Source organism: Sediminibacillus massiliensis (assembly GCF_900156915.1).
In the GTDB taxonomy this organism is placed as follows: Bacteria; Bacillota; Bacilli; order Bacillales; family Amphibacillaceae; genus Sediminibacillus_A; species Sediminibacillus_A massiliensis.
Genome location: NZ_LT732535.1, coordinates 2619645 through 2644927, shown reverse-complemented (window position 1 = coordinate 2644927; position 25283 = coordinate 2619645). Strand labels below are relative to the sequence as shown.

Here is a 25283-nt window from a genome sequence, read left to right as displayed (position 1 = left end):
ATAAATACCTACCCCTCATATTTAAATATGAGGGGAAACAATTTAGTTGAAAGCCATTGATTAATTTTTAGTTTGAACATAGTGGTTGTTATCTCTTCTAACGTACAGGAGGAAAATATGATAATTAAAGAAAATAAAGCTTTGTATAAGGCGTTTGGTCTGCATTTTCTTAGTGAAATCGAAATGCCAGAATTATTTAAGGTTAGTCCTGTAGAAGAAAGAGTAGACGTCACAATAGTTATAGAGGATTTGTTAGATTTATGGGCTGCTTATTCTGAACCAAATCGATACTTTTATGTGGAACCAAATCTCTGTATTTTCCTAGTACCTGAAGTAGCGATATTTAAAGTTAATAACGGAAAATGCATCTCCATATCGCCTATAAAAGGAAGCCACGAAGATCAAATACGTCTTTATTTATTGGGAACTTGCATGGGCGCTTTATTAATACAAAGAAAGATTCTTCCATTGCATGGCAGTGCTTTGGCTATAAATGGAAAAGCTTATGCGATTATAGGAGAGTCTGGAGCTGGAAAGTCTACACTTGCTGCAGCATTTTTGAAAAATGGCTATCAGTTGTTAAGTGACGATATAGTTCCCATTAGATTAGATAATAAAGGCATACCGTATATAATACCAGCTTATCCACAACAGAAATTATGGAGGGAAAGCTTGGATAGTTTCGGAGTGGATACAAGCAAGTTCCGTTCAATTATTAAAAGAGACACCAAGTATATCGTTCCTGTCACCAATCAGTTTGCTCAAGAAGCATTGCCTCTTGAAGGAATCATTGAACTGATAAAAACAGATCACTTAGAAATTAAAATGCAGCCTATTCCTAGCCTTCTAAAATTGCGTATCTTATTTGCGCATACGTATCGGAACTTTTTCATTAATCCTGCAGGTTTACTGCAATGGCATTTTGATATTACTACCAAAATTGCTCACAATTGTGTTTTATCCAGATTAGAACGTCCGATAACACGTTTTACTGCCGAGGAATTAACAGAAGTCATTCTAACCACTATCAAGAAGGAGGAACTAGTCCATGATTAATCAGCAAGTTATTGAACTTGATAACGTTGTTGTCCAAACAGAAGGTAATATCGTGAGTGACATGGGTGGAGAGAAAGTTATGTTAAGTATCAGTAATGGTAAATACTATAATCTTGGGGAAATTGGTGGAGAGATTTGGGAGCGGATAAAAGAGCCTGTATCTGTTCATTCGTTAGTGGATTCACTCATAGATCAATATGAAGTCGAAAAAAACGAATGCCGCAATCATGTAACAGCTTTTTTATGTTCATTAGCAGGGGAAGGATTAGTTCAAGTGAAGTCATAAGGAAGGAATTAAGTCTAATGCAGAAGGTAAAACTTTTTTTGCAGACGAACAATGAGTTTAAACTGCTATTAATAGAATCTTATGTTTACTTAGCGTGGGCAAGAATATTAAAATGTGTTTCGTTTTCAAAGGTTGCTCCTTCTTTAGGGATGCAAATGCAAGAGACTTCTTTTGAAATCGATATATCGAATGAAAAATTAATAAAGAATGTTTCTCAAGCGGTCAATCTGATGAGTCGCTATACTTTTTGGGAGAGCCAATGTCTTGTTAAAGCTATTGCCGCTATGAAAATGCTGGAGAAGCGTAAAATAGAAAGTACTCTTTATTTAGGGACGGCTAAGGATGAATCAGGAAAATTAATTGCACATGCCTGGTTGCGAAGCGGTTCATTTTTTGTGACTGGTTATGAAGGCAGGGAGCGGTTTACTATTGTAAATAAATTCGCTAAGAAAGTATGGATATAAAGGAGAGAACAATGGAGACTACTTTTCATCTGGATAAAGCCGACATACCAAAAGAATTAATGTTAATCATAAACATTATAAAGGATAAGAAAGATCATCTAGATTCTCGAATACTTACAGATATTAACTGGGATTTATTTATCGAACAAGTGAATCACCATCGACTTTATCCCACTCTTTATAGAAGATTGAAGCGACTCAAAAAGGGAATTATACCTGAATATGTAATGAAAAGCATCGAACAGCAATATAAAAGGAATACCTTTCAAATGCTGCAGCTTAGTGCAGAAATGGAACAGATAAGTAAGTTGTTTAGTAAAGCCGACATCCTCACTATTTTCCTCAAAGGACCTATGCTTGCACATGAGTTATATGGAGATGTATCTCTCCGAACATCAAGTGATTTGGACCTGCTTATTCCGATTGATCAGCTGGAAAAGGCAGATCGGTTATTAACAGATTTGGGATATGAAAAAGATGATTACATTCAAACTGTATTGAATGACTGGAAATGGCGGCATCATCATGTTACCTATATCCATCCTAAAAAAAGAATGAAGTTGGAAATACACTGGAGGTTGAATCCTGGTCCAAGCTTAGAACCATCCTTTCGACAGTTGTGGGAGCGGAAAAGTAAATGTAACCTTACTAGTTATCCTGTTTATTTGCTAGGAAAAGAAGACTTATTTTTATTGCTGGTTTCTCATGGTGCCCGGCATGGATGGTCACGTCTTCGATGGCTGTTAGATATTGATCGTTTGGTACAGCAAGGGCTTGACTGGAAAAAGACTTGTAATTTGATAAAAAGATATGGTTATCTTCAAACAGGAGGACAAGCGGTTATTTTGGCAAATGATTTGCTAAATACAAAGGTCAGTAAGGAGGTGCGTGATCTATTACAAAATAAGTATTCTCAAAAGCTAGCTCAGGAGGCTGTTTTTTATTTAGAGACAATGATTAATTTACATACAGAACCCCTTCCGGAAAAAGTATCTAACTATCATAAACAGCATTTATTCGCCTTAATGTCTGTAAGGCAAAAAATATTTTTCATTTTAAGTTTTCTATTTCCTTATCCAGAAGATGCTGATACGCTGCCATTGCCAAAGAAACTTCATTTCCTTTACTTTCCGCTACGTCCCTTCTTATGGGCTTGGAGAAAGACGAGGAAACAAGCTTTATCCTAGGGGGATAGACAATGAAAGACTTGTTGTATTTTGTGAAACAAATTAATCGTTATGCTGGGAAAATTCTTTATATAAACCTATTTGCCATGATTGGGATTGGATTGTTAGAGGGGATTGGCGTTCTATTGCTAGTACCAATGATTAGTATAAGTGGTATAGTGGATTTAGAATCCAGTGAGATAGCAGCCTTAAGCTTTTTAGACTTCTTTCAGCAAATGCCTTCCTTAGTGAGTTTATCGATTATTTTGATAATCTATGTTTTAATTGTAGCTGGCCAAAGTATTTTAAACCGTAATATTACTGTTAAAAACGCAGTGATCCAACAAGGTTTTCTTCGACACATACAGCTAGAGACGTATCGTTTAATTACTCACTCCAATTGGAGTTTTTTCATTAAGAAAAGGAAATCTGATTTAATAAATTTACTAACAACTGAAGTAGCTCGTGCCAGTATGGGAGCCCACTCTTTCTTACAGTTTGCAGCTTCTCTTGTTTCTACAGTGATACAAATCGGCCTGGCGTTTTACTTATCCCCTAATATCACTACATTTGTATTATTAAGCGGACTCATTCTTCTCTTTTTTAACCGGAAGTTCCTTACGAAATCAATGAAACTTGGTAACAAGAATTTTGAATTGAGAAAAACCTATATGGCTGGTATCACTGACCAAATGAACGGTATTAAAGATATTAAAAGTAATACATTAGAAGCATCAAGGATGAATTGGTATCGATCTCTGACAAAACAAATGCTGGATGAACAAGTGGCATATACAAAGTTAAAAGCCACTTCCCAACTTTACTACAAAGTAGCTTCTTCTGTATTAATTGCTGCTTTTATTTTTATAGCCATACAGTTATTCAGCAGTCAGGCTGCTCAATTAATGTTAGTAATTGTTATCTTTTCAAGATTATGGCCGAGGGTTGCAGGCATTCAAGCGTCTCTTGAACAAATTGCTACTACCATCCCATCATTTAAGTCTGTTAAAGCTATACAGGAAGAATGTAAAAACGCTTGTGAATTTGAATTTGGTGCGGAAAAAGTTAAGCCGCTTCATATAAATGAAGGAATAAGATGTAAAGGTGTTTTTTTTCGTTATAATCATGCGGAACCTATGTACGCATTAAAAAACGTTAACATAGCTATTCCAGCTAACCAAATGACAGCGTTTGTCGGAAAATCGGGTGCTGGGAAGAGTACCTTAATCGATCTATTGATGGGACTCAATCAGCCAGAGCAAGGTCAGGTATTAATTGATGATCAACCGTTAACAAGTGATAACTTAATAGCTTTAAGGCGTTCTATAAGTTATGTACCACAGGATCCATTCTTATTTAATGCCACCATCCGGGAAAACCTGGCATTAGTTGTGCCTGACACAAGCGAAGAACAAATGTGGGAAGCTTTACGCTTTTCCTCCGCAGCCGACTTTGTTTACAAGCTGCCAAATGGATTAGATACTGTAATTGGAGACAGGGGTATTAAGTTATCCGGCGGTGAGCGGCAACGATTAGTGTTAGCGCGCGCTATTTTACGAAATCCATCCATTTTGGTGTTGGATGAAGCAACAAGTGCCTTGGATACCGAGAACGAAGCACACATTCAAGCAGCATTAGAACGGTTAAAAGGTAAGATGACCATCATTGTAATTGCTCATCGGCTATCTACTATCCGTGATGCGGATCAGGTGATTGTATTGGATCAGGGAGAGATTGTCCAGCAAGGGGAATTTAACCAACTTTCTGAACAGAAACGGAGTGTATTTAGTAACTTACTTGCTAAACAGATCGAAGTCCTTTCATAAGGCAAAAAAAGTGTCGAATGATTATTCTTTAAAAAGAACAAAAGGTGTTTTATTATATTAAGTAAAGGTCAAGTTATTTTTTATAACAAATTTGTTCTTAATAAGGAACGAAAAGGGGGTGTTCAAAATGAAGGTTTATAAAAAACCAGAGGTCTTAAATCACCAAACGATAATGTTTGAAACTGCCCAGAGTTGGAATCGAGGGAAAGGGAATCGAGATCACAAAGGAAACGGTAATGGCGGTAAGAACTATCCACATCCACCATACACAGGTCCTAGACCTAAACCATGGTTTTAATTTTTAAGAGATAAAGGCCAGGGATTTAACTCCTGGCTTATGAACTATAAGGCCAAGGAGTTATTGTTTATGTCTAACTTTATTATAATCGGTGATCATAAATTTAGTATTAATATAGAGGAACATCTCTTTGGTGAATTGTTCGATATAAATTATAAAATATTTAATGAATCGAACAATCATACCGAAAATATGAGGATAGATATTATGCAGGGATATGGTCTCCCCTTCCAAGACTACATAGTTACCATCCAAGAGAACGCCCATAAAATCACCTACCAACGAGCCGACTACCTGATCGAAGTAAATCCATCCTACACCAAAGCAAAGATATTCTTTCATGACGAACTCGCCCTAAAACACGCCATGATGAACCTCTACAGCGCCTTCATCGTCCATAACAACTGGGGGCTGCTCGTCCATTCTTCATGTGTAGTGGATAATGGCGGGGCCCATATTTTCTCCGGCCACTCGGGTGCAGGAAAGTCAACAGCAGCCAAGTTATCAGCGCCGAGACAGCTGCTGTCTGATGAAGCGACTATATTAAAGGTTACAGATAATGGGATAACCGTCTTTGATTCGCCTTTCCGCAGCGAATTGGAAACAAAGGGGGAAGTGACTACAGCCCCTTTGGCAAGCATTAATCTGCTTCATCAAGCCTTGTCCAATAATAGAGAAGTTTTGAAAAAAGGAGAAGCATTTACGAGCTTAATAGATAAGGTATTCTATTGGCCTTATAATTCGGGCGAAACGGCTAAGATCATGATGCTGTTAAGGAAACTGGTTGAGCAGGTTCCGGTCTATAATCTTCATTTTCAAAAGAACAATTCATTTTGGGAGTTGATTACGAATGACAAGTTACAAATGCAGGCAAAGCTTTGAGAAAGTGGAATTGGATGGAGAATGGCTTGTGATGAATACGGATGCTTATACAGTTACCACTTTAAATGAAGTTGGCAGTTTTTGTTGGGATCTGCTTCAGGAGCAACAGACCTTGTCAGAAATCGTGGACGCAGTAAAGAATAAGTATGCAGTACAAGGAGAAGATGTTCAGCATGATGTTAAGTCTTTTGTATCCAACCTGATCAAATGCGGGTTATTGGAACATGCAGGTTAATGCAAAGACATGCCTCATTATAAAAGAAATTATTAAAAAAAGAGGATGGGTGGAGCTGCCGGCGCAAGGAACAAGCATGTTTCCCGTCATACAAGAAGGGGATATTTGTCGATTTGTTTCATGTGAAACAAAAAATTTGCAGAAGGGTGACATTATCTTGTTTCAAGATTCCACGGGCAAGCTGGTCACGCATCGTTATGTAAAAAGTTATGAGGAGTTAAACGAACAGTTTTACCTATTTAAAGGGGACACCAACCTTGGATTGGACGCGCCGATTGCCAAGGATAAGATTATCGGCAAATTATTCTTGATAAAGAAGAAAAAGACAGTGAAAAAAGCGTCTAGTCTGTCATTAGTGGTATGGGGGGCTGTCATTATCCGCTGTCCCATCGTTTCGGGCTGGCTAAGAAGCTATCTGAATAAGAAAACGAGGAAAGCAGTCGCAAACCTTTAGAGGATGGATACATATGAAGAACAGCCAAAAACTGATGAACAAAATACATATTCGGCAGTACTTTTCCCTGGAGGAAGTGAAGCGTACATTCTGGCTGCTCAGGCCTTATATATGGAAGTATAAAAAGGCCTATTTTGGGCTTTTCTTCTTAATGTTTGTCGATATCGCCATAACACTGGCATTTGCCTGGTTCCTTGGAAACATAACGGATGCCGCTGTACAAAGCAATTTTGAGCGGCTTAAATACTTGCTCATTATCGGTGTTGTTCTGTCTGCAATCAGCATTATCTCGAATTTTATTGATACATACTTGGAAACAGTGGCGATCAATGCTGTGAAAAAAGATGTGAGCATAGATTTATACCATCATGTCTTGAGGCTTCCTGGAAAAAATCTTGCCAATATTCATTCCGGGGAATTGTTCTCTCATTTTACAAACGAGCTTCATCATATCGACGGTGTTGCCGGAAGAGGGCTTATCAACTTAGTAAGACTGCCGATTATTTCAGTTGCCGCTTTTATCTACCTCGTGCAAATCAGCTGGAAACTTTCCCTGTTCAGTTTAATGATTGCACCGATAGCGATAATCGGCGGCGCTGTATTTGGCCTGTTAATGCGTAACAATAGCAGGGTAATTAACGAACTGATCAGCAATATAAATAAGAGCCTCAATGAAACGTTTCATGGGCTGACAGTGATTCGGTCATTTACGATGGAAAAGCTGTTTTATAAGAAATATATCAATAACAATAATAAACTCTATGCTTTGGAGTTGAAAGACGCAAAGCTAAGAGGTTCTTTTTATGCAGGAGGAGAGGCTGTCGGCTCGATAACGTTTTTAGTCAGCCTGATTGTCGGAGCCTTTTTTGTTTCAGACAATATTATTACCATTGGTGCCTTGTTATCTTTTATCAATTTGATCAATCATATGGTCTATCCTATGACGGGGCTTGCCGGGCAGTGGGCTGGTTACCAGCGCTCTATTGCAGCTTTAGAGCGGGTGACAAATCTTCTGGATCAGCCAACCGAAGATAAACAACTGTCCACCTATGCACGTCCTAAACAACTAACTAACGGAATCGACATAAAAAATCTTTCTTTCAGTTATGACGACAACCATAATGTCTTTGAACGTTTCAACTTACATATCCCGGCAGGTAAAGTTACCGCTTTTGTAGGGCCGAGCGGTGCAGGGAAATCGACTTTGTTTAACCTGTTGCAAAGCTTTTACAAGCCACAGTCAGGTGACATTCTCTTTGATAAATCAACAATCGGGAATATCGGTGTTTCAGCTTTAAGAAATATGATTGCTTACGTGCCACAGGAGACTTTTCTGTTTAGTGGTACGGTCCGGGAAAACCTTATGCTTGTTCGTCCCAATATTCAACATTATGAAATGGTCGAAGCTGCAAAAAACGCAAACATACATGATTATATCGCGTCACTCCCAGAAGGATATAACACGGTAATTGGGGAGAGAGGGTTAAAACTATCTGGCGGTCAAAGACAGCGAATGGCAATTGCCCGAGCTATTTTAAAAGATGCTCCTATCCTGCTATTGGATGAGGCAACTTCTGCACTCGACAGTGAAACGGAGCATTTGGTAAAAGAAGCGCTTGATCGATTGATGGTTGGGAAAACAACATTGGTGATAGCACATCGGCTATCAACCATTCAACACGCAGACCAGATTGTCGTAATGGATAAAGGACGAGTAGTGCAAATGGGAAACCACGTCGACCTTATCAGCCAGGACGGCTTATACAGGGAACTTAACAAGTCGGATCGTTCTATTCAAAATGAAGCTAGTCCGGTGAGTATGCTTGGATGAGGAAAGGAAAGATGAAACCGTGATAGAAAAGCTTATCAATATACTATATGATTCAGAAAAAGAGCTGCCTTCCAATCATGACTTTTACCATCAAGTCTTAGAGGAAGTGGAAGTCGGTTTCGTCTCCTCGCAAATCTATCATTTGTTAAAGAAACAGGACAGGTTGAAAGAAACACCTTCTTTTTTCCAAGATAGCTTAAAGCAACAGTTTCAAACGGTTTTATACCAGAATATGATTATTAAAACAGAAACAGAGCGTATCCTGAAACTGCTGGAATCTAAGCGAATCGCAGTAATGCCGATCAAAGGCGTTTATTTTTCAGAAAAATATTACGGAAATATCGGAGCCCGAGAAACGTCTGATATCGATTTATTAATCAAGGAAGAGGATTACGATATGGTGGTCTCTGCTGTTAAGGAATTGGGATTTATTCATGAGGAAGAGTTCATTCCAGGTCACTTCCACACTAGTTTCAGTAAGGATATCCCTGGTTCAGCCATTCCTCTGACAGTGGAATTGCATTGGTCTATTTTGAAGGATAATACTTCAAATTTATCAATGGAAGAATTTTGGAGGGATTCTCACAGCATTGGAAATTATCAATATGTAAAGAGCCTGTCAGATTACCACACCTTTTATTTAATCTGTCTGCATGGGTGGAGACATAATTTGGATGCCCCTAAATACTTTCTGGATATTATTCAAATGGCATTCTATATAGGAAAACAACTGGATTATGAAAGATTGATGAAGGATGGCAAAACACATCAAACACGAAGAAGGCTTCAGCGTACGTTGGCAATCGTGTATAGGGAATACCCGGTATTATACGCGATAAGAGATTTTTCACCAGATAAAATTAATAGATATTGGAAAAAACGCAAGTCGAAATGGAAAAGGATAAACGGCTATGCAGTGTTTTTTGATTATCAATTTTTTAGTTATGATAAGCCCAGTCACGGCTTTATAGAATTTTTTCATTGGCTGTTTCCACAGAAACCAGAGATCTTAGCGGAAATAAGCAATCATACGGATCGAGATAAAAGATATGCTTTCCTGTTGTTATTGCTCTATAAAAAAAGATGTACAGGTGCATTAAAATCAATCTTTATCTAACACCCACCCCCGGGTGTTTTTCCATCCTAATAACATGGGAGTGCATGTAATTTGAGAAAGCTGGTAGGTGGTGCATTTATAGCTCTTTTCATTCTCTTAATCTTAGTAGTTATCTATACCTTTTGGGACAACAACCGAATAAAAGTCGTAAAACAAGAGATAGAAATAGAAGGACTGCCTGAACAGCTGGAAGGCTTTTCGATTTTACAGGTAACGGATTTGCACGAAAAACAATTCGGGAAAGAACAAAAGCGGCTCATCGAAACAATCAACGAGATCAACTACGATGCGATCGTTTTTACAGGCGACATGCTTGATGGTACCGATAGTTCAAACTACGGGCCTTTCTATAACATCCTGGAAGGCATCGGTAACAAGCAGCATGCTTGGTATGTATCCGGCAATGCTGATCCTGATAGTTACTTGGTCAATGATTCTCTGGAAAAAAGTGAATTTGTCCGGGGAGTGGAGGCGCGGGGAGTACAGCTTCTTGAATCTATGGAGACTGTTTCGGTAGATGGTGCCAACATTCACTTTGTTAACTTCGAGTTATCAATAGTTAAAGAGCCGGGGGGCAGAGTACAGGGGATTGTGCAGCCTGCTTACACGTCGACACCTCAGTACTTGGATTATCAAGAACAACTAATCAAACAAATGAAGCCGCTTGATCATTTGAGAGATTCGGATATTCTTGTCGCCCTAAACCATTACCCGGTAGTCGATGCGAGAATCGACTTCATTCAATCATCTTCCAACAACATTTGGAGAAACTTCGACCTGATCATGGCAGGACATTATCATGGTGGCCAGATTCGTCTTCCGTTGATAGGCGCCTTATTTGTCCCCGAGGCCTGGTATGAGCCGAATGGCATGCTGCCTCCACGGAACCGTGTGAAAGGGTTATGGGAATACAAACAGAAAAAACAATATGTGAGCGCAGGGCTGGGAAGCAGTGATGCTATTTCCTTGATGAAGTTCAGGTTGTTCAATACACCGGAAATAAATTTATTGAAACTGACAAGCAAGTAAACCACCTAAAGGCGGGGGAACGTACCGATTACGTTCCCCCACCTTTTTGCCGTTTAGGAAAAAATTCCAAACAATTGGTAGATATTACATGCCTTTGTCGCGTTTCATTCCCGGTAGTAAGGGAATTGAAAAACCATGTAAGTTAAAAAAGGAGGAAGTCCTGTGAGTGAGGAACGTGTGAAAGAACGACTGAAAAGAAAGAAGGACGATGTGGAAGATAAAGTCCAGGAAAAAGTGCATGAGTACAAAGATCAGGCCGAAGACAAAGTCGAAACACTGCAGAATACTTCTAACGGAAAATTTATTAAGGGAGCAGTCCTGGGAACGATGGTCGGTGCTGCTATGAGCTTGATTTCTTCTCCGAAATCGGGAAAAGAAGTCAGAGGCAAATTCAAAGAAGGCTACGGAAAAACAATAGATAAAGGAAAGCAGGCCATCGAAAAAGCAGAATCTCTTCCGGAAGAAGTAGAGTTATGGTCCGTTCAAAAAACAGACCAACTCGTCGGCAAGATAATCGAGAAAGCCGAAAAAGTGAAAGGTAATATCTCTGAAAACTATGAGTACGTAGAAGAAGGCTTAGATGAAGATGGCGAACAACAAGAACCAGAAAACCAACAAGGGACCGGGGATCAGGATTCTTCTCCACAGGACCAGAAGTCAAGCAGTCCACAGCAATAAGAGGTAATACTCGCAAAAGGTGGTGAGCTGAAATGGCAAGCTCTCCTAAGAAAAAGCTGAAAAAAAAGGCCAAAAAGACCAAAGAAAAAATAAAAGATGCAGCTCAAGACAAAGCTGAAGACTTAGCAGAAGATTCACCTAAAGCTAAGAATGCCGCCGCAGCAACTATGATTGGAAAAAAATTTTACGACACATTCGACAAAGCAACCGAAAAGAAGGAAGAAATAAAGGACCAGTTTGACAACCTGGGTGATCAGCTTGAAGAAAAAGGACAAGAAGCGAAGGAAAACGTCGGAAAGCTCGGTGAAAATTTAAAGAGCAGTGCCAAGCAAGCTAAAGAGGAAATCCAGGATAATGCCCTGACCAATCCTGGTAAAACGAAGAAAAAGACCATTAAAACACCAAGTGATGTCAAAGGAGTTTCAAACATCAAGGGCGCTACAGATATTAAAGGCGTGAATGATATTAAAAAAATTGATGACTAAAGGAGTGTGCCAAATGGCAGCTATTCAAAAAAGTACAGATAATTCCAGCCTTGCAGAAGTAGTTGACCGTATTTTGGATAAAGGTGTCGTTGTTGACTTATATGCTCGTGTTTCGCTTGTCGGTATAGAACTTATTACAGTAGAAGCAAGAGTCGTTATTGCCAGTGTCGATACATGGCTGCGCTATGCGGAAGCTGTAGGCCTACTAAGAGATGATGTGCAGGGAAGCATCGATGAAGATGAAGTGGATGAAGGCGAGCGTGGGCGCAGTCAGCTCAACTTTGCATAAAGATACCTTAGAAAGCAGGCATATGTGCTTGATGCATATGCCTGATTCTATTTTTTGAATTAGGAGTGGACCGGAATGAAAATCGAAAAGGTAAAAGAGGCCGTAGAACAATTTTTCACATCAAATATTAACCCCCCATTTAAAATAACCTCTATCCAAAAGCAGGAAAACGGATGGGAGGTAGAAGTCGAAGTAATTGAAGAAAAGGACTATATGAAGCGGTATGCCAAAGACCATTTGATTGGAGTATATGAAGCCAAGCTGGATGATGAAATGGAAATTGTCTCCTATCAACGGAAAAGTCTTCGACCGCGCAGCGAACCACTAGTTTCAGAAGAAGGGAGATAATCGAGAATGGCATCAAGTTCCAACAATCAAGACAACAAATCGAACGGCAAAAAAGTACTGCGGAAGAAGCGAATCAAAGTAAAGCCAGACGTGGAATATGTGGAAGACGATAAGCAAGAACAACAAGATGAGAACGAACAGAAGCCTGAATTGAGCGAGAAATCCAGTAATAGTGAGAATAAACAACAAAGTAACCCAAGCGAAGAAGACCAGCAAGATGCTCAAAACAGCGAAGGAAACGATGATTCAGATTCCCAAGTAGATAACGGACAATCGGAAGAGGAACACTCTGCCGAAGAACAAGAGTCTGATCAAAAAGATGACGGCAATGAATCAAAAGAATCCAGTAATAATGGCAGCGATGACCAAGAGAATCAAGATGAAACAGAAGACACAGCATCGAATCAAGAAGGTCAGCAATTAAAAGGTGAAGAGATGCCAGATGAGCAACAAGAACAAAATGACCATTCATCGGGCATAAAAGAGTATCATCCATCCAACGACAGTAATGAGTCAGAGGAATCCAGTAATAATGACAGCGATGATCAAACGAACCAAGACGAAGAAAAAGACACAGCATCTAATGAAGAAAATCAACAATCGGAAGACGAAGGCAAAGAGGATCAAGATGAAGAGCATGATGACCAAAACACCGAAGAAAGGAATGATTCAGATACTGGAGGCGAAAACGATCAATCGGAAGAAGCATCTTCAAGTGAAGAACAACAGTCGGGCATAAAAGAATTTCACCCAACTGGAGACAGCGGTGAGGAGCCAGAAGAACCCAGTAATAGTGAAAATGAAAATCAAGATAACGCTGAAGAGGATCAGCAATCAGAAGAGGAATCTTCAAGTGAAAAGCTGCGATCTGCTATAAAAGAGTTTCACCCTACAGATGAAAGTAATGATTCTAGCGAAAAATCCAGTAACAGAGACGTTCAAGAGAACCAGGACGATACGGAAGCTAAATCGTCAAATGAAGAAGAGCAACAAGAACACGAAAACACCGAAGAGGGCGATGATTCAGAGTCTGAAAAAGAAAACGACCAATCAGCTGAAGATTTTTATCAAGAAGACAAGCCTGATGATAATAGAACATCCAATCAACCTATAGAAGACCAACCAAATAAGAACGAGCAGTATCAGCAAAAGAAAGACGACAAATCCAGCAACAAACGCAGAATCGATATGGATAACTTTGTCGAAACGGACTATATAAAACAAATTGCGGATCGCGCACAAAGGTATATTGAATCCGGATACCCTGTACACTTTACCGGACCTGTCGGTGTCGGGAAAACGTCTTTGGCACTTCATCTGGCAAGCAAGTATGACAAACCGGTGATGCTGCTGCAAGGGAACAGCGAATTATCGAATCAAGACTTATTAGGCTCGATTACCGGTGTATCGACCAAATCTGTCATCGACAACTTTGTCCGTCAGGTTCATAAAAAAGAGGGAGAAATCAATGAAAAATGGACACCAGGACGCCTTGTCGAAGCCGTAAAGAATGGATATACACTGATTTATGACGAATTTAACAGATCAAAACCCGAGATAAACAGCTTATTCTTATCTGTGTTGGAAGAAGGCGTACTGCCGTTGTACGGAACCAAACAGAACAAGCCGTTTGAGAGAGTCCATCCGGATTTCAAAGTCATTTTCACAAGCAATCCTGTTGAGTATCAGGGCGTTCATCAGCCGCAGGAAGCGTTATTAGACCGGTTAATCACAATTGAGGTCAACGGAGTCGGTGAAGAAGCGGAGAGCGAAATTGTCGCAGAGCGAGCGGGAATTGACCCGGAAAAAGCAGAGAAAATCGTTGAATTTGTCAATAAGATCGGTAAGCGTTGCGAGAAAGAAGATGCACAGGGTCCAAGCTTGAGATCGATGTTAATGATTGCTTCCATTGCCAAACAGAATGACATTTCCATTAAGGGTGATGACGAACAATTTGAGGATCTTTGCATGGATGTTCTCGGTGCTCAGCTAGCACGTTGTCTGGGATATAACCAGACAGAGGAAGTTCATTCGATCATAAAAGAAGAATTGAAGGCCGTGTAAGGAGGAGAAAAGATGGAGGAAAAACTAGGTATCTACCTTTTCGGAATTATTGAAACGAATGAATCACAATCTTTTGGGGAAGTAAACCTGGCTGGTGAATCCAGGCAGGTTTACACCGTTTCCTGTCAGGATACAGCCATGGTAGTCGCAGAAGCGCCTGTTCAAATCTATGAGCCGACTCGCCGTAACCTAAAGGCCCATCAAGATGTGGTGACAAGGGTTATGAAGCAGCAGACAATCGTGCCGATGAGCTTTGGCAATGTCTTAGAATCTGAACAAGATGTTGCTATTTTGCTAGAAAAACTTCAGGGCCAGTTAAAGGAAATTTTTCCGAAAATCAGCAACAAAATCGAAGTCGGTCTCAAGGTGATCGGTCATAAGGAATGGATTGAAAAAGTCGCCCAGGAACAGCACGATCTTCAAAATGCCCGGAATAAAGTAGAAGCAAAATCAAAGGAAGCGGGCTACTATGAAAGAATTGAACTGGGAGAAGCGGCCAAGAACTTTATGCTCGGCATGCAGAAGCAATGCGAACAGGAAGTGTTTGAGCCTTTGACAAAAATCGCGGATGCTGCCAAAAGCAATGAAGTTATCGGAGAAAGAATGCTGCTGAACAGCTCATTTCTCGTAGATCTTGATAAGGAAGAAGAGTTTGACCGGAAAGTGAATGAAATCTTTGAGGACTGGGAAGGGAAAGTCGAATTCAAATATACGGGTCCCTGGCCTGCATATAATTTCATCGACATTAAATTGAAGGCTGCCGGTGCTTCATGATCCACAAACTTTTCACCTGGCCGATTGATACGATCATGATGGTCGGCAAAAAGGTAAAGGAAGAAGCCGACAAGGAGTTATATGATGTCGAGCATATTCAAAAGAAACTTGTCCAGTTGGAAATGATGCTGGAGATGGACGAATTATCTGAAGAGCAGTATGACAAACAAGAGGAAGTGCTGCTTGCACAATATCGGATTGCCAAACAGCTGGAGCAGCAAAGGTTGAAAGAAAATCTGGAAGAATAGGGGGAAGTGAACGATGAGTGAACAGCAACTAGTATATCTATATGCTTTTGTTCCGACTGAAGAGTATGAGAACAGTTCTCCTGCCCAATTAGAAGGAATCGAGGCAGGCTCATATGTGGAATATATCCCATTTGGGGAAGTCACTGCTGTCACCTGCAGTGTCGGACCAGAGGATTTTTCAGAGGAAAATCTGGCGAAAAACACAGAAGATATGACTTGGCTGCAGGAAAAAGCTTTTCATCATCACAACATGATGAATGAGTTACATAAAGCTTTTACCGTGTTGCCTTTGAAATTCGGGACTATTTACGAGCAGACAGCCAACTTAGAATCCATCGTGGAAGACTGCCGCGACAATATTGTAAATTTGTTGGCAAAGCTTGAAGGACATGAAGAATGGAACGTGAAGATTTACGGTAAGGACGATAAATTCCGGGAGACAGCGATGGCGGACAATCGGGAAATAGAGAAAAAGAAACAAGAGATTGAACAAATGCCAAAGGGAAGGCAATTTTTCGAGAAGAAAAAGCTGGGTCAGTTTATGGAAAATCTCGTGGAAAAAGAAATCGAAAAAAGCTGCAGAGAAGTCCATGATAAACTGACTGAATTCAGCCAGGCGGATGAAATCAAGAAAAACTGGGCGAAGAAGGTGACCGGAAAGACGGATGAAATGTTTTGGAACAGTGCTTATTTAGTTCCTGAACAAGATGTGAAGGCGTTTCTTGAAACAATCAAGCGAGAACAGGAGCAGGCTGTGACCCAAGGAACAGGTTTTACGTTTGAGGTGACAGGACCATGGCCGGCCTATCATTTTTCCAATTTCACGGACAGAGGTGTCAAAAGTGGAACGTGAAGTTCTGGATAATAAAGACGTTTCGTTGTTGGATGTACTGGATGCCGTTCTCGAAAAAGGCGTTGTCTTAAAAGGCGATCTTACTATTTCTATTGCCGATATCGATCTTGTCTATTTAGATTTACGCGTCTTATTGAGTTCGGTGGATACGTTAATTGATTCTGCAGAAGGAAGAAGGAATTCAACAAGCAAAGAAGAGCATACTCTTAGGTCTTATCCTGTAAAGGAGGAATAATTCGATGAAGCAACCTCAGCAATTGCTAGATGCAAACGGCAATCAGCCGTCAGGGCGTGTCAACTTGGATCCGGACAAAGCAGAAGAAGGATTGTCTCAACTTGTCATGACCGTGATTGAATTGATTAGGCAGCTTGTAGAGCGACAGGCGATGAAGCGTGTGGAAGGTGGCAATTTAACCGACGAAGAAGTAGAAAAACTGGGCATCGCCTTGATGAATTTAGAAGAAAAAATGGAAGAACTGAAAGAAATCTTTGGTCTTGATGACGATGATTTGAACATCGACTTAGGACCTCTGGGAAATTTACTTTAAAGAGGAGGGTGCCATATGTCCGGAAACCATCCGGCCCAAACGAGTAACGGCTTGGTAGAAGTACTGGAAACGGTGCTGGATAAAGGAGTCGTTATTGCAGGGGATATTAAAGTCAACCTGGCAGAAGTGGAATTGCTCACAATCAAAATCAGACTGCTTGTTGCATCAGTCGATAAAGCGAAAGAGATTGGCATGGATTGGTGGGAAAATGATCCACATTACTCTTCCCAGGCTAATCGATTGAGAGAAGAGAATCAGCAGCTGCATGAGCACATCCGTCGCCTGGAAGAGAAGATAGATAGAGTGGAAGAAACGAGCAAGGAGTGATCAATATAAAAAAGAAAGATTTTTTTCAGGATGTCCGGCAGATTATAGAAGATCTAAAGCATTCTGACCGTGCCACAGTTAGACGTACCGAGCAAAATAGAGAGGACAAACCAAGTGAAAAAGTAGAATATCAAATGAGAGCAAGGACGATTGAGTCGATAGTAAAAGAAGAAAATAAGAAGAAATCGCGAGGAAGATCCTATTAAAAATAAGGTTCTTCCTCTTTTTTTGTATTGGCTGTTTTAGAAAAGGTTGATGACTCAGGATATATATAAACTGCGACATAACTTCAGTGTGACTTCCTTTCATCCTTTTCGGATTGAATGCTAAGCCGGCGCTGCGGAAAAATACTCGCTTTCCGTGGGGAACGCTTCAGCCAGGGTACTCCTTGAGTAGGCTCCTTTGCTCCCTTAGGACTGCGATTACTCGTCCCACCGAAAACCCTTGCACCGAGGAAGCTTACTACGAAGCGATACTAGAAGACGCAGGTGCATCACTGCGGGGTCTTCAGACTGTTCCTTTCCCACAGGACTTTGATAATACCTCCCTGAATTTACACCGCACGCAGAAAATTGACCTTTATTTTCAAGGAGTCTCGCATTTTTCCGCAGCTTAGAATAATTTTCTGATTAGGTGAGAAGGGATTTGGAAAGTTGTCTAACATGGAATATTCCTAGCAAAGATTCAAAAACTCCTGCCAGCGAAGTGTTCTGCCGTAGCGAGTGCATGCGCTTAACAATCATCAGAATAACATGAAATAAAAATGTCACTATGTCGCAATTTGCCTCAAAGAAAGCATTAAAAAGCAACAATAGCTAGGAAAAGAGCCTTTGTATCTTACCAACATTTCATCTCTCCTATAACAAAATCCCCAAACTATCCTCCAGAATTTGTACACTCTACCAATGACAAAAATGTCTAAAATTAATATGCTGTATTATAAGTTCACTAACAATGTTAATTAATATAACATTGTTATTTCATAGAATCGAGGCGGTAAATGATGAAGACATTGTTAATAAAAAATGCCAGGAACATTATCACCATGAATGATTCTCGCGATAAACATCCTGGCGGGAGCATTTACATAGAGGGGCAGGAGATCAAGGCGATCGGAAAGGATATTCCGTATAAAAATGCAGATGAGGTAATCGATGCAAGTGGGAAGATCGTTTACCCTGGGTTGATCAATACCCATCATCACTTATATCAGACATTTACCAGGAATATTCCGAGAGCGCAAAATGTGGAATTATTCGACTGGTTAATAACTCTATATGATATTTGGCGCCATATCAGACCGCAGGATGTTTATTTGAGTGCGATGACAGGGCTTGGTGAATTATTGAAGAGTGGATGCACAACGATTGCTGACCATTTTTATGTTTTCCCTGATGGGGTATCCGGAGAGATGATTGATGAAGAGGTAAGGGCTGCGGAAGAAATAGGAGTGCGCTTTTTTCCGACCAGAGGATCGATGAGCCTTGGTCGTTCGCGTGGTGGCCTGCCGCCTGATCAAGTAGTGCAGAAAGAAGATATTATTCTCAAGGACACGATGCGGGTGATTGAAAAATACCATGATGCAAGTAAGTTTTCTAAAGTCAGGGTCGGGGTCGCACCTTGTTCGCCGTTTTCGGTTAGTGCGGACCTGTTAAAAGAATCGGCGGCATTGGCCAGATCGTATGGGGTGCGGATGCATACACATTTGGCCGAAACGAAAGATGAAGCTGATTTTTGCCGGGAGACACTTGGGATGCGGCCGTTGGAATTGATGGAAGAGACTGGCTGGGTCGGTGAGGATGTATGGTACGCCCATGGGATATGGTTTAACGAAAGGGAAATTGCCACGCTTGGTTCGTGTGGATGTGGTGTTGCACATTGCCCGAGCAGTAATATGAAATTGGGTTCGGGGACGATGCCGATCATCGATATGTTGCGATCGGGTGTGAAGGTTGGGTTGGGGGTAGATGGATCTGCTTCAAATGATGCTTCCAACCTATTGCTTGAACTGAAAGTGATGAACTTACTTCATAATCATCATCATGGTACAACTGCCTTGAGTGCGGAAGATTGTTTGTACATGGCGACAAAAGGATCCGCCAAAGTACTCGGATGGGAAGATGCCATCGGCTCAATGGAAGTTGGGAAAGCGGGGGATATGTTTATGATCGACGCTTCAAGACTTGAATTTGCAGGAGCCTTGTTTGACGATACCTCTCTTCCTGTGCTTACCGGTACGCCGCAAGTTGATATGACGATCGTTGGCGGGAAGGTAGTTTATAAAGAAGGACATTTATTGAATGTCGATGAGAGAGGGTTGGCAATCCAAGCCCAACAAGCTGCGTATAGAATGATGGAAACGGCATCGAAACATACGAAAGCTAACTATTTAAGGGCGAGATAATATTCCTGGCAGAATGGGATTTGTATAATATATCTAAAATATTTTGGTAGATTCATCTATTTTAGCCAATGACAAAACGAGTGTTATCCATTAATCTAAGAATAAGCAATAAACTTAACGTAAAATGTTAAAAAACTTAACATACTTCTGTTTTTATTTATCAGAATATTTCTTCTATTCCATAGTAAGGAGAGGATCTTATTGGTTACAGCTCAGCGGGAAGTCGTGGCTTTTCAACATGTTAGTAAAATTTTTGATCAAAAAACAGTCGCTTTAAAAGATTTTCATTTATCGATAAATGAAGGCGAATTTGTCAGTTTTCTCGGTCCTTCCGGTTGTGGAAAGTCGACAGCCTTGAGGCTGGCGGCGGGGCTTGGGGAGGCGTCACAAGGAGAAATTAAGGTTTTTGATAAATCACCGCAAGATGTTATAAAAGCAACGAATGATGTAGCTTTTGTTTTCCAAGATGCTAATTTACTTCCATGGAGAACAGTAATTGACAATGTATTGCTTCCACTGGAATTACGAGGCGGAAACAAAAAGGCACATAAAGAGGAAGCAAAACGGGTCCTGGAGATGGTTGGTTTGAAAGATCACATGAAGTCCTATCCAAGACAATTGTCCGGGGGTATGAAGATGAGAGTCTCCATTGCACGCGCCTTGGCGGCCAAGCCGAAGATGCTGTTAATGGACGAACCATTTGCAGCACTCGATGAAATTACCCGACAAACCTTACAAATGGAATTGCTGGATATCTGGAGACAAGAGAAAATGACGATATTATTCGTCACCCACAACGTATTTGAGGCTGTGTTTCTCTCAACAAGGATAGCGGTCATGTCAGCAAGACCCGGTAGATTGTCTTCCTTACTAGATGTTGATTTAGCATATCCGCGACAGTTGAGCATAAGAACCGAAAAGAAGTTTACGGATTATGTCGAGATAGCCTCAGCTAAATTGGAAAATAGTTCAGAAGGGAAGGAGTAAGGAATATGTCTATGCCTCAAGCAGAAGTGACGAAGAAACAGGAAATCTTGAAGAAGCCCGAAAAGCCGAATAAGTTTTTGTCTTCCTTCAAGCAGTTATACTTAGGTCCTATTATAGCGTTTATCCTCTTTATTGCCTTATGGCAGGCCATTCCGGTCATACTGGGTTTACAGCATTACATTATGCCCAAACCGACTGATGTAGTGGCAGCGGCGATCGAGGATTGGAGCTTGCTGTGGCCCGCTGTACAGATAACTATTATTGAATCTGTCATCGGTTTTCTATTAAGTGCAATAGTCGGTATTGCTGTTTCCGTGTTACTGGCCAGCTCTAAAATCCTGGAAAGAAGTATATATCCATATGCGATTATCCTTCAAACAATCCCGGTAGTTGCCGTCGCACCAATCGTTATTATCTGGTTCGGAGCTGGATATAACTCGATTGTGGTAATCTCTTTCTTGATTGGATTTTTCCCGGTTATTTCCAACACCTTGATGGGATTGAATTCTGTTGATAAAAACATGGATGAATTATTTACCTTATACAACGCTTCCAAATGGCAGAAGATGTGGAAATTAAGAATTCCGTCTGCTTTGCCATATATGATGGCTGGATTGAAAGTATCTTGTACATTGTCCATTGTCGGAGCGATAGTCGGGGAGTATATTGCAGGAATCGGCGGTGGAAAAGGTGGGCTCGGCTATTCCATCACAGTCGCCGCTATTCAAGTGAAGACTTCGTACTTATTTGCCTGCGGAATAGCGGCAGCTTTCTTAGGGATTGGATTTTACTTACTGGTAAGTTACTTATCGAACTTGATGTTGAAGTCTTGGCATGAGTCTGCAATGAAAACAGATAAATAAGGTGATTATCGAAAGGGGAAAACGAATGGGTAAATTAGCGGGAGTTAAAAAGAAATATTTATTTCTATTGAGCACATTGCTTCTATTGCTGTTGGCAGCATGTGGCGGTCAGGATGCAGATGGAGCTTCAGGAGCAACGGAAGGTAATGCAGAAGAAGCTGAAACAAAATCGGTTAAATTGGTACTCAACTGGTTTGAAAAAGCGCAACATGGAGGTGTATTTGCTGCACAGGAACAAGGGTATTTTGAAGAAAATGGTTTGGACGTAACAATAGAGCCAGGTGGCCCGCAAGTTTCTTCCATTCAAATGGTTGCGTCCGGCAGTTCAGAGTTTGGCCTTGCACATGCCGATCAGCTGGTTATCGCAAGAAATGAAGGGATTGAACTGGTTGCAGTAGCCGCTGCCATGCAAGGAAGTCCACAAGCATTAATGTTCCATGAAGGGAAAGGTATCGACGAATTTGAGGAGCTGAACGGACGGACCGCATATATCCAGCCTGGTATTACATACTGGGACTACTTGAACAATCAATATGATCTAGGAGATGTAGAAGAATTAGCCTATTCCGGGCAGCACGTCAATTTTATCGAAGATCCTGAATCAGTGAGCCAGGCGTTCGTCACATCGGAACCCTATTTCATGGATGAGGAAGGTATTGAAACAGAAACAAAGCTAATTTCGGATGCTGGATATGATCCTTACAATATTGTCCTTTATGTGACGAAAGATTACTTAGCAGAAAATGAAGCGACTGTTGAAAAGTTTGTGAAGGCATTTGTGGAAGGCTGGGATTATTATAAAGAATCACCTGATGAAATAACAGAAGTGATCAATGGAGAAAATCCGGATATTTCTTATGAAGCCCTCCAGTTTGAACAAGAAACCCAGGAAGAATTTATTTATGGCAGGGATGCCGAAGAACATGGCGTTGGTTATATGACGGAAGAGCGCTGGGCAACATTGATTGATCAGCTGCTTGAACTGGGACTGCTAGAGGAAGAGTTCGAAGCTTCCGACATATTTACAACAGAATATCTTCCTGAATGATGGTTGATGAGAACGAACGGAGCTGTGAAATTTGCAGCTCTTTCGTTTATTTACCATATATTTGTAAGCATATCTTACAAGAAGATTGAACCTAAGGGGAATTTGTTCCATTATTAGTCAATAAATAAGAATGGTTAGGGAGTATTTATGACAACTATCTTTGAAAAGGAGATACTGAAATGGAAGATATGCATCAAATCCTTGAAGAATTACAAGCATGTGAAGCTGACGGAGTACTTGCTACCGTTATCCATGTTGAAGGATCGGCGTATAAAAAAGAAGGTGCGTGCATGTTCTTTCGACTTGATGGTTCCCGGTCTGGTTTATTGAGTGCAGGCTGTTTGGAGGAGGACCTAGAAGCGAGAATCAGCCAAGGGCTGGGAAGTAATCCTGAAGTGATTGTTTATGACATGAAAGGTGGAGATGAATTTTCCTGGGGAGAAGGTTCGGGCTGTAATGGACTTATCCATGTTTTGGTAGAACCGGTTAACAAACAGATGCGCAGTTATTATAAGCAGCTGCAGGAAAACTTGAACCAGGGAAAAAGTGTCACAATGATTAAACAAATTGCTCCTTTTAAAGAGATGGGAGAGTTTCTATATATATCAGAGGATGGTCATACATTCGGAACCTGGGAGAAAGCTGATTTACCAAGCGAAACAAATCTATTAATCTCTGAAGTGGTAAACGGATCTGCTGGAAACGGGAGAAAGCACCTGTTTTCCTCTAACAAGGATGTATATGTTCATCATTATGAACCGAAACCCAGGTTAATCGTTTTTGGTGCTGGCATGGACGCTGTTCCGTTAGTTGGGATAGCAACACAAGCGGGTTTTTCTGTTACTGTATCTGACTGGAGACCGGCATTGTGCAATGAAAACAGCTTTCCTACCGCAGCCAGGCTTATCGTTGACTTTCCGGTAAAGGCGCTAAGTAAACTGGATCTCCATCCACGGGATTTTGTAGTCATTCTTACGCATAATTTCCAGAAGGACAAAGAGCTGTTATCCGTTTTAAAAGACAAGAAGTTCCGGTATCTTGGAATACTTGGTTCTGAACAGAGAGCAAAGCGTGTGCTTGGTGTAAGGGAACTCCCTGACAATGTCATCTCCCCGATTGGTTTGTCCATTCATGCCGAAGGACCTGAGGAGATTGCCATCAGCATAGTGGCAGAGTTGATCAAAGTAAGAAAAGAAAGTCGTCCAATGATCAGGGCTGTATGTTCATGAATGGACCCCGATTGTTTGGCATTTACCTGGCCGCTGGAAAAAGCAGCCGGATGGGCTGTAATAAACTTTACCTACCGATCGGGAAAACAACGATAGGGAGCAGGTCGTTAATCGCCGCTCTCGAGTCAAACCTTGACGGGATTATTGTGGTTGTCCGAAGAAAAGATTCTCTGGCATGGATGGATGATGTGTTGTTTTCTGATAAATATAAGCATAAATGGACTCCCATCATTTGTGATGAAGCTGAAAAAGGCCAGTCGTTTTCCATCAAGTGCGGTTTGGAAGAGGCGGTGAACCTCGGCGCCGACGGTGTGGTTATCCTTCTTGCGGATCAACCGTTGATTGAAACCAGGATGATTGATCAATTGTTAGTCTGTTATCAAACTAATCCTAGGAGTACACGATTTATCGCTTCAAAATATGATGGAAAAACTCAGCCGCCCATCCTGTTTACAGACTTGTTTTTCCCCGTACTTCGACAAATAAAAGGTGATGAAGGAGCCAGGGCCGTGCTACGCAGACAGGATACAGGACAGATTATCAATTACGAAGATGGGAGAGGTTTTTATGACGTGGATACGGAGGAGGATTACAAATGGGTAAGGAAGTTAACGAATTACTGACACCCACCAGCACTGCATCCACTTTAACAACGACTGTACACCTACCGGGAACCGTTGAAGAAGCATGGGATATGAAAAAGGCATTAGGCGGTTCCTCTGAATATATCGCCGGGGGCACCCTTATGCAGTTGCAAAGAGAACAGGGTAAGCAATTTCCTGCACATCTTGTCAGCCTGGAAAGAATCAAGGGCTTGAAAGGGATCGAGAAAATATATACAGACAGAGGGTTTTTACGAATTGGAGCTATGACAACTCTGTCTGAATGTCTGAAAGACCGGTTAATAAGTGATAGTTACTCTATCTTTTACAAGGCAGTAAAAGAGGTAGCTTCAACGGCTGTGCGAAACAGGGCAACCATTTCGGGGAATATTTGCTACGGCATCGGAGATACAATACCGGGATTATTGGCATTGGACGCTCGGGTATCCTGGTATGACGGAGCTTATATACAAACCGACTCACTGGAAAACTATTTGATGAAAAAAGAAGATACTCTTCTGTTATCAATACTGTTGCCGGAGCGTACAAAAGCGGTTCGAGAATTAAACTTTTATAGAAAGGTAGGGAGGAGAGAATCTTTTATACCTTCTTTGGTGACGACCTCCATTTATCATTGTCAGAATATTGAAAATGAAGCAACCGTTGCCCGAATTGCGGTCGGCGGTGGTACAAACAAGCCTCTTCGTCTGATAAAAATAGAAGAATATCTTATTGGCAAGAAACTTACCGAGCGAGTGCTGACGGAGATATATCAACAGGTGTTCACTGAATTCAATCCAGCATCCGATCCGTTTGTATCTGGTGATTATCGAAAAACCACAGCTGCAAATTTGATTTGTTCAGCATTTGTGCAATTTCAGGAAGAATAGAG

General features: G+C 40.9%; 30 protein-coding genes. All 30 read left to right on the top strand.

The genetic code is table 11. From position 1 onward, the window contains the following. Positions 1 to 117: 117 nt before the first annotated feature. The 30 genes from CZ434_RS13780 to CZ434_RS13635 all read left to right on the top strand — a co-directional run bounded on the left by CZ434_RS13780 (position 118) and on the right by CZ434_RS13635 (position 25281). Positions 118 to 1056 (top strand): phosphoenolpyruvate carboxykinase (ATP), encoded by a 939-nt coding sequence (locus CZ434_RS13780; protein ID WP_077623682.1) that lies wholly within the window; start codon positions 118 to 120, stop codon positions 1054 to 1056. Beyond that, positions 1049 to 1342 carry a lasso peptide biosynthesis PqqD family chaperone gene (locus tag CZ434_RS13775; protein WP_077623681.1) on the top strand — a complete coding sequence of 98 codons (294 nt, stop codon included), beginning with the start codon at positions 1049 to 1051 and terminating at the stop codon, positions 1340 to 1342. The genes CZ434_RS13780 and CZ434_RS13775 overlap by 8 nt, the downstream gene beginning before the upstream one ends. 17 nt (positions 1343 to 1359) lie before the next feature. Beyond that, positions 1360 to 1806 carry a lasso peptide biosynthesis B2 protein gene (locus CZ434_RS13770; RefSeq protein ID WP_077623680.1) on the top strand — a complete coding sequence of 149 codons (447 nt, stop codon included), beginning with the start codon at positions 1360 to 1362 and terminating at the stop codon, positions 1804 to 1806. Positions 1807 to 1817: 11 nt separating this feature from the next. Then, positions 1818 to 2993, top strand: coding sequence for a nucleotidyltransferase domain-containing protein (locus CZ434_RS13765; protein WP_077623679.1), 1176 nt, complete (start codon positions 1818 to 1820; stop codon positions 2991 to 2993). Between the two features lie 11 nt (positions 2994 to 3004). Further along, positions 3005 to 4798 (top strand): ABC transporter ATP-binding protein, encoded by a 1794-nt coding sequence (locus tag CZ434_RS13760; protein ID WP_077623678.1) that lies wholly within the window; start codon positions 3005 to 3007, stop codon positions 4796 to 4798. 367 nt (positions 4799 to 5165) lie between these two features. Then, positions 5166 to 5978, top strand: coding sequence for a hypothetical protein (locus CZ434_RS13755; RefSeq protein ID WP_077623677.1), 813 nt, complete (start codon positions 5166 to 5168; stop codon positions 5976 to 5978). Then, positions 5947 to 6213: a PqqD family protein gene (locus CZ434_RS13750; RefSeq protein ID WP_077623676.1), complete on the top strand. Its 267-nt coding sequence runs from the start codon at positions 5947 to 5949 to the stop codon at positions 6211 to 6213. The genes CZ434_RS13755 and CZ434_RS13750 overlap by 32 nt, the downstream gene beginning before the upstream one ends. Continuing rightward, positions 6203 to 6667: a signal peptidase I gene (locus CZ434_RS13745; RefSeq protein ID WP_077623675.1), complete on the top strand. Its 465-nt coding sequence runs from the start codon at positions 6203 to 6205 to the stop codon at positions 6665 to 6667. Before CZ434_RS13750 ends, CZ434_RS13745 begins: the two co-directional genes overlap by 11 nt. 13 nt (positions 6668 to 6680) lie before the next feature. Next, a complete protein-coding gene (locus tag CZ434_RS13740) occupies positions 6681 to 8498 on the top strand; it encodes an ABC transporter ATP-binding protein (RefSeq protein ID WP_077623674.1) in 1818 nt (605 codons plus the stop codon). Further along, positions 8491 to 9615 (top strand): nucleotidyltransferase family protein, encoded by a 1125-nt coding sequence (locus CZ434_RS13735; RefSeq protein WP_077623673.1) that lies wholly within the window; start codon positions 8491 to 8493, stop codon positions 9613 to 9615. The genes CZ434_RS13740 and CZ434_RS13735 overlap by 8 nt, the downstream gene beginning before the upstream one ends. Before the next feature lie 51 nt (positions 9616 to 9666). After that, positions 9667 to 10644, top strand: a complete 978-nt coding sequence (locus CZ434_RS13730) for a metallophosphoesterase (RefSeq protein ID WP_077623672.1) — start codon at positions 9667 to 9669, stop codon at positions 10642 to 10644. Positions 10645 to 10806: 162 nt separating this feature from the next. After that, the gene (locus CZ434_RS13725) at positions 10807 to 11322 is read left to right on the top strand and encodes a YtxH domain-containing protein (protein WP_077623671.1); all 516 of its coding nucleotides are present in this window, start codon (positions 10807 to 10809) and stop codon (positions 11320 to 11322) included. Positions 11323 to 11354: 32 nt separating this feature from the next. Further along, positions 11355 to 11807, top strand: coding sequence for a YtxH domain-containing protein (locus tag CZ434_RS13720; RefSeq protein ID WP_077623670.1), 453 nt, complete (start codon positions 11355 to 11357; stop codon positions 11805 to 11807). 13 nt (positions 11808 to 11820) lie between these two features. Next, positions 11821 to 12096, top strand: a complete 276-nt coding sequence (gvpA, locus tag CZ434_RS13715; RefSeq protein ID WP_077623669.1) for a gas vesicle structural protein GvpA — start codon at positions 11821 to 11823, stop codon at positions 12094 to 12096. Positions 12097 to 12171: 75 nt separating this feature from the next. Then, positions 12172 to 12444: a gas vesicle protein GvpO gene (gvpO, locus tag CZ434_RS13710; RefSeq protein WP_077623668.1), complete on the top strand. Its 273-nt coding sequence runs from the start codon at positions 12172 to 12174 to the stop codon at positions 12442 to 12444. A gap of 6 nt (positions 12445 to 12450) precedes the next feature. Beyond that, positions 12451 to 14508 carry a gas vesicle protein GvpN gene (gvpN, locus tag CZ434_RS21740; RefSeq protein WP_095742926.1) on the top strand — a complete coding sequence of 686 codons (2058 nt, stop codon included), beginning with the start codon at positions 12451 to 12453 and terminating at the stop codon, positions 14506 to 14508. Between the two features lie 12 nt (positions 14509 to 14520). Beyond that, positions 14521 to 15282, top strand: coding sequence for a GvpL/GvpF family gas vesicle protein (locus CZ434_RS13700; RefSeq protein WP_077623667.1), 762 nt, complete (start codon positions 14521 to 14523; stop codon positions 15280 to 15282). Further along, positions 15279 to 15530 (top strand): gas vesicle protein GvpG, encoded by a 252-nt coding sequence (locus tag CZ434_RS13695; protein WP_077623666.1) that lies wholly within the window; start codon positions 15279 to 15281, stop codon positions 15528 to 15530. Before CZ434_RS13700 ends, CZ434_RS13695 begins: the two co-directional genes overlap by 4 nt. Before the next feature lie 13 nt (positions 15531 to 15543). Further along, positions 15544 to 16383, top strand: coding sequence for a GvpL/GvpF family gas vesicle protein (locus tag CZ434_RS13690; RefSeq protein WP_077623665.1), 840 nt, complete (start codon positions 15544 to 15546; stop codon positions 16381 to 16383). Further along, complete coding sequence (locus CZ434_RS13685; RefSeq protein WP_245830989.1) at positions 16373 to 16618, top strand: gas vesicle protein; 246 nt, start codon at positions 16373 to 16375, stop codon at positions 16616 to 16618. Before CZ434_RS13690 ends, CZ434_RS13685 begins: the two co-directional genes overlap by 11 nt. Positions 16619 to 16622: 4 nt before the next feature. Continuing rightward, positions 16623 to 16931 (top strand): gas vesicle protein K, encoded by a 309-nt coding sequence (locus CZ434_RS13680; RefSeq protein WP_077623663.1) that lies wholly within the window; start codon positions 16623 to 16625, stop codon positions 16929 to 16931. Positions 16932 to 16946: 15 nt separating this feature from the next. Continuing rightward, positions 16947 to 17258, top strand: a complete 312-nt coding sequence (gene gvpJ, locus CZ434_RS13675) for a gas vesicle protein (protein ID WP_077623662.1) — start codon at positions 16947 to 16949, stop codon at positions 17256 to 17258. After that, positions 17255 to 17464, top strand: a complete 210-nt coding sequence (locus tag CZ434_RS13670) for a hypothetical protein (protein WP_077623661.1) — start codon at positions 17255 to 17257, stop codon at positions 17462 to 17464. The genes gvpJ and CZ434_RS13670 overlap by 4 nt, the downstream gene beginning before the upstream one ends. A gap of 797 nt (positions 17465 to 18261) precedes the next feature. Then, entirely contained in the window at positions 18262 to 19662 is a 1401-nt protein-coding gene (locus CZ434_RS13665; protein WP_077623660.1) for an 8-oxoguanine deaminase, read from the top strand. A 201-nt stretch (positions 19663 to 19863) separates the two neighbouring features. Further along, positions 19864 to 20649 carry an ABC transporter ATP-binding protein gene (locus tag CZ434_RS13660; protein ID WP_077623659.1) on the top strand — a complete coding sequence of 262 codons (786 nt, stop codon included), beginning with the start codon at positions 19864 to 19866 and terminating at the stop codon, positions 20647 to 20649. 5 nt (positions 20650 to 20654) lie between these two features. Continuing rightward, a complete protein-coding gene (locus tag CZ434_RS13655) occupies positions 20655 to 21512 on the top strand; it encodes an ABC transporter permease (RefSeq protein ID WP_077623658.1) in 858 nt (285 codons plus the stop codon). A 25-nt stretch (positions 21513 to 21537) separates the two neighbouring features. Further along, positions 21538 to 22560, top strand: coding sequence for an ABC transporter substrate-binding protein (locus CZ434_RS13650; protein WP_077623657.1), 1023 nt, complete (start codon positions 21538 to 21540; stop codon positions 22558 to 22560). 179 nt (positions 22561 to 22739) lie between these two features. Continuing rightward, entirely contained in the window at positions 22740 to 23789 is a 1050-nt protein-coding gene (locus tag CZ434_RS13645; RefSeq protein WP_077623656.1) for an XdhC family protein, read from the top strand. Continuing rightward, on the top strand, positions 23786 to 24412 hold the full coding sequence (locus CZ434_RS13640) for an NTP transferase domain-containing protein (protein WP_179107274.1): 627 nt from the start codon (positions 23786 to 23788) through the stop codon (positions 24410 to 24412). Before CZ434_RS13645 ends, CZ434_RS13640 begins: the two co-directional genes overlap by 4 nt. After that, the gene (locus tag CZ434_RS13635; RefSeq protein ID WP_077623654.1) at positions 24385 to 25281 is read left to right on the top strand and encodes an FAD binding domain-containing protein; all 897 of its coding nucleotides are present in this window, start codon (positions 24385 to 24387) and stop codon (positions 25279 to 25281) included. The genes CZ434_RS13640 and CZ434_RS13635 overlap by 28 nt, the downstream gene beginning before the upstream one ends. Positions 25282 to 25283 lie beyond the last annotated feature (2 nt).

Excerpts from the sequence above, each read along its gene's own strand:
- CZ434_RS13780 (WP_077623682.1), top strand. The coding sequence starts at position 118 with ATGATAATTAAAGAAAATAAAGCTTTGTATAAGGCGTTTGGTCTGCAT.
- CZ434_RS13775 (WP_077623681.1), top strand. The coding sequence starts at position 1,049 with ATGATTAATCAGCAAGTTATTGAACTTGATAACGTTGTTGTCCAAACA.
- CZ434_RS13770 (WP_077623680.1), top strand. The coding sequence starts at position 1,360 with ATGCAGAAGGTAAAACTTTTTTTGCAGACGAACAATGAGTTTAAACTG.
- CZ434_RS13765 (WP_077623679.1), top strand. The coding sequence starts at position 1,818 with ATGGAGACTACTTTTCATCTGGATAAAGCCGACATACCAAAAGAATTA.
- CZ434_RS13760 (WP_077623678.1), top strand. The coding sequence starts at position 3,005 with ATGAAAGACTTGTTGTATTTTGTGAAACAAATTAATCGTTATGCTGGG.
- CZ434_RS13755 (WP_077623677.1), top strand. The coding sequence starts at position 5,166 with ATGTCTAACTTTATTATAATCGGTGATCATAAATTTAGTATTAATATA.
- CZ434_RS13750 (WP_077623676.1), top strand. The coding sequence starts at position 5,947 with ATGACAAGTTACAAATGCAGGCAAAGCTTTGAGAAAGTGGAATTGGAT.
- CZ434_RS13745 (WP_077623675.1), top strand. The coding sequence starts at position 6,203 with ATGCAGGTTAATGCAAAGACATGCCTCATTATAAAAGAAATTATTAAA.
- CZ434_RS13740 (WP_077623674.1), top strand. The coding sequence starts at position 6,681 with ATGAAGAACAGCCAAAAACTGATGAACAAAATACATATTCGGCAGTAC.
- CZ434_RS13720 (WP_077623670.1), top strand. The coding sequence starts at position 11,355 with ATGGCAAGCTCTCCTAAGAAAAAGCTGAAAAAAAAGGCCAAAAAGACC.
- gvpA (WP_077623669.1), top strand. The coding sequence starts at position 11,821 with ATGGCAGCTATTCAAAAAAGTACAGATAATTCCAGCCTTGCAGAAGTA.
- gvpO (WP_077623668.1), top strand. The coding sequence starts at position 12,172 with ATGAAAATCGAAAAGGTAAAAGAGGCCGTAGAACAATTTTTCACATCA.
- gvpN (WP_095742926.1), top strand. The coding sequence starts at position 12,451 with ATGGCATCAAGTTCCAACAATCAAGACAACAAATCGAACGGCAAAAAA.
- CZ434_RS13700 (WP_077623667.1), top strand. The coding sequence starts at position 14,521 with ATGGAGGAAAAACTAGGTATCTACCTTTTCGGAATTATTGAAACGAAT.
- CZ434_RS13695 (WP_077623666.1), top strand. The coding sequence starts at position 15,279 with ATGATCCACAAACTTTTCACCTGGCCGATTGATACGATCATGATGGTC.
- CZ434_RS13690 (WP_077623665.1), top strand. The coding sequence starts at position 15,544 with ATGAGTGAACAGCAACTAGTATATCTATATGCTTTTGTTCCGACTGAA.
- CZ434_RS13680 (WP_077623663.1), top strand. The coding sequence starts at position 16,623 with ATGAAGCAACCTCAGCAATTGCTAGATGCAAACGGCAATCAGCCGTCA.
- gvpJ (WP_077623662.1), top strand. The coding sequence starts at position 16,947 with ATGTCCGGAAACCATCCGGCCCAAACGAGTAACGGCTTGGTAGAAGTA.
- CZ434_RS13665 (WP_077623660.1), top strand. The coding sequence starts at position 18,262 with ATGAAGACATTGTTAATAAAAAATGCCAGGAACATTATCACCATGAAT.
- CZ434_RS13655 (WP_077623658.1), top strand. The coding sequence starts at position 20,655 with ATGTCTATGCCTCAAGCAGAAGTGACGAAGAAACAGGAAATCTTGAAG.
- CZ434_RS13650 (WP_077623657.1), top strand. The coding sequence starts at position 21,538 with ATGGGTAAATTAGCGGGAGTTAAAAAGAAATATTTATTTCTATTGAGC.
- CZ434_RS13645 (WP_077623656.1), top strand. The coding sequence starts at position 22,740 with ATGGAAGATATGCATCAAATCCTTGAAGAATTACAAGCATGTGAAGCT.
- CZ434_RS13640 (WP_179107274.1), top strand. The coding sequence starts at position 23,786 with ATGAATGGACCCCGATTGTTTGGCATTTACCTGGCCGCTGGAAAAAGC.
- CZ434_RS13635 (WP_077623654.1), top strand. The coding sequence starts at position 24,385 with ATGGGTAAGGAAGTTAACGAATTACTGACACCCACCAGCACTGCATCC.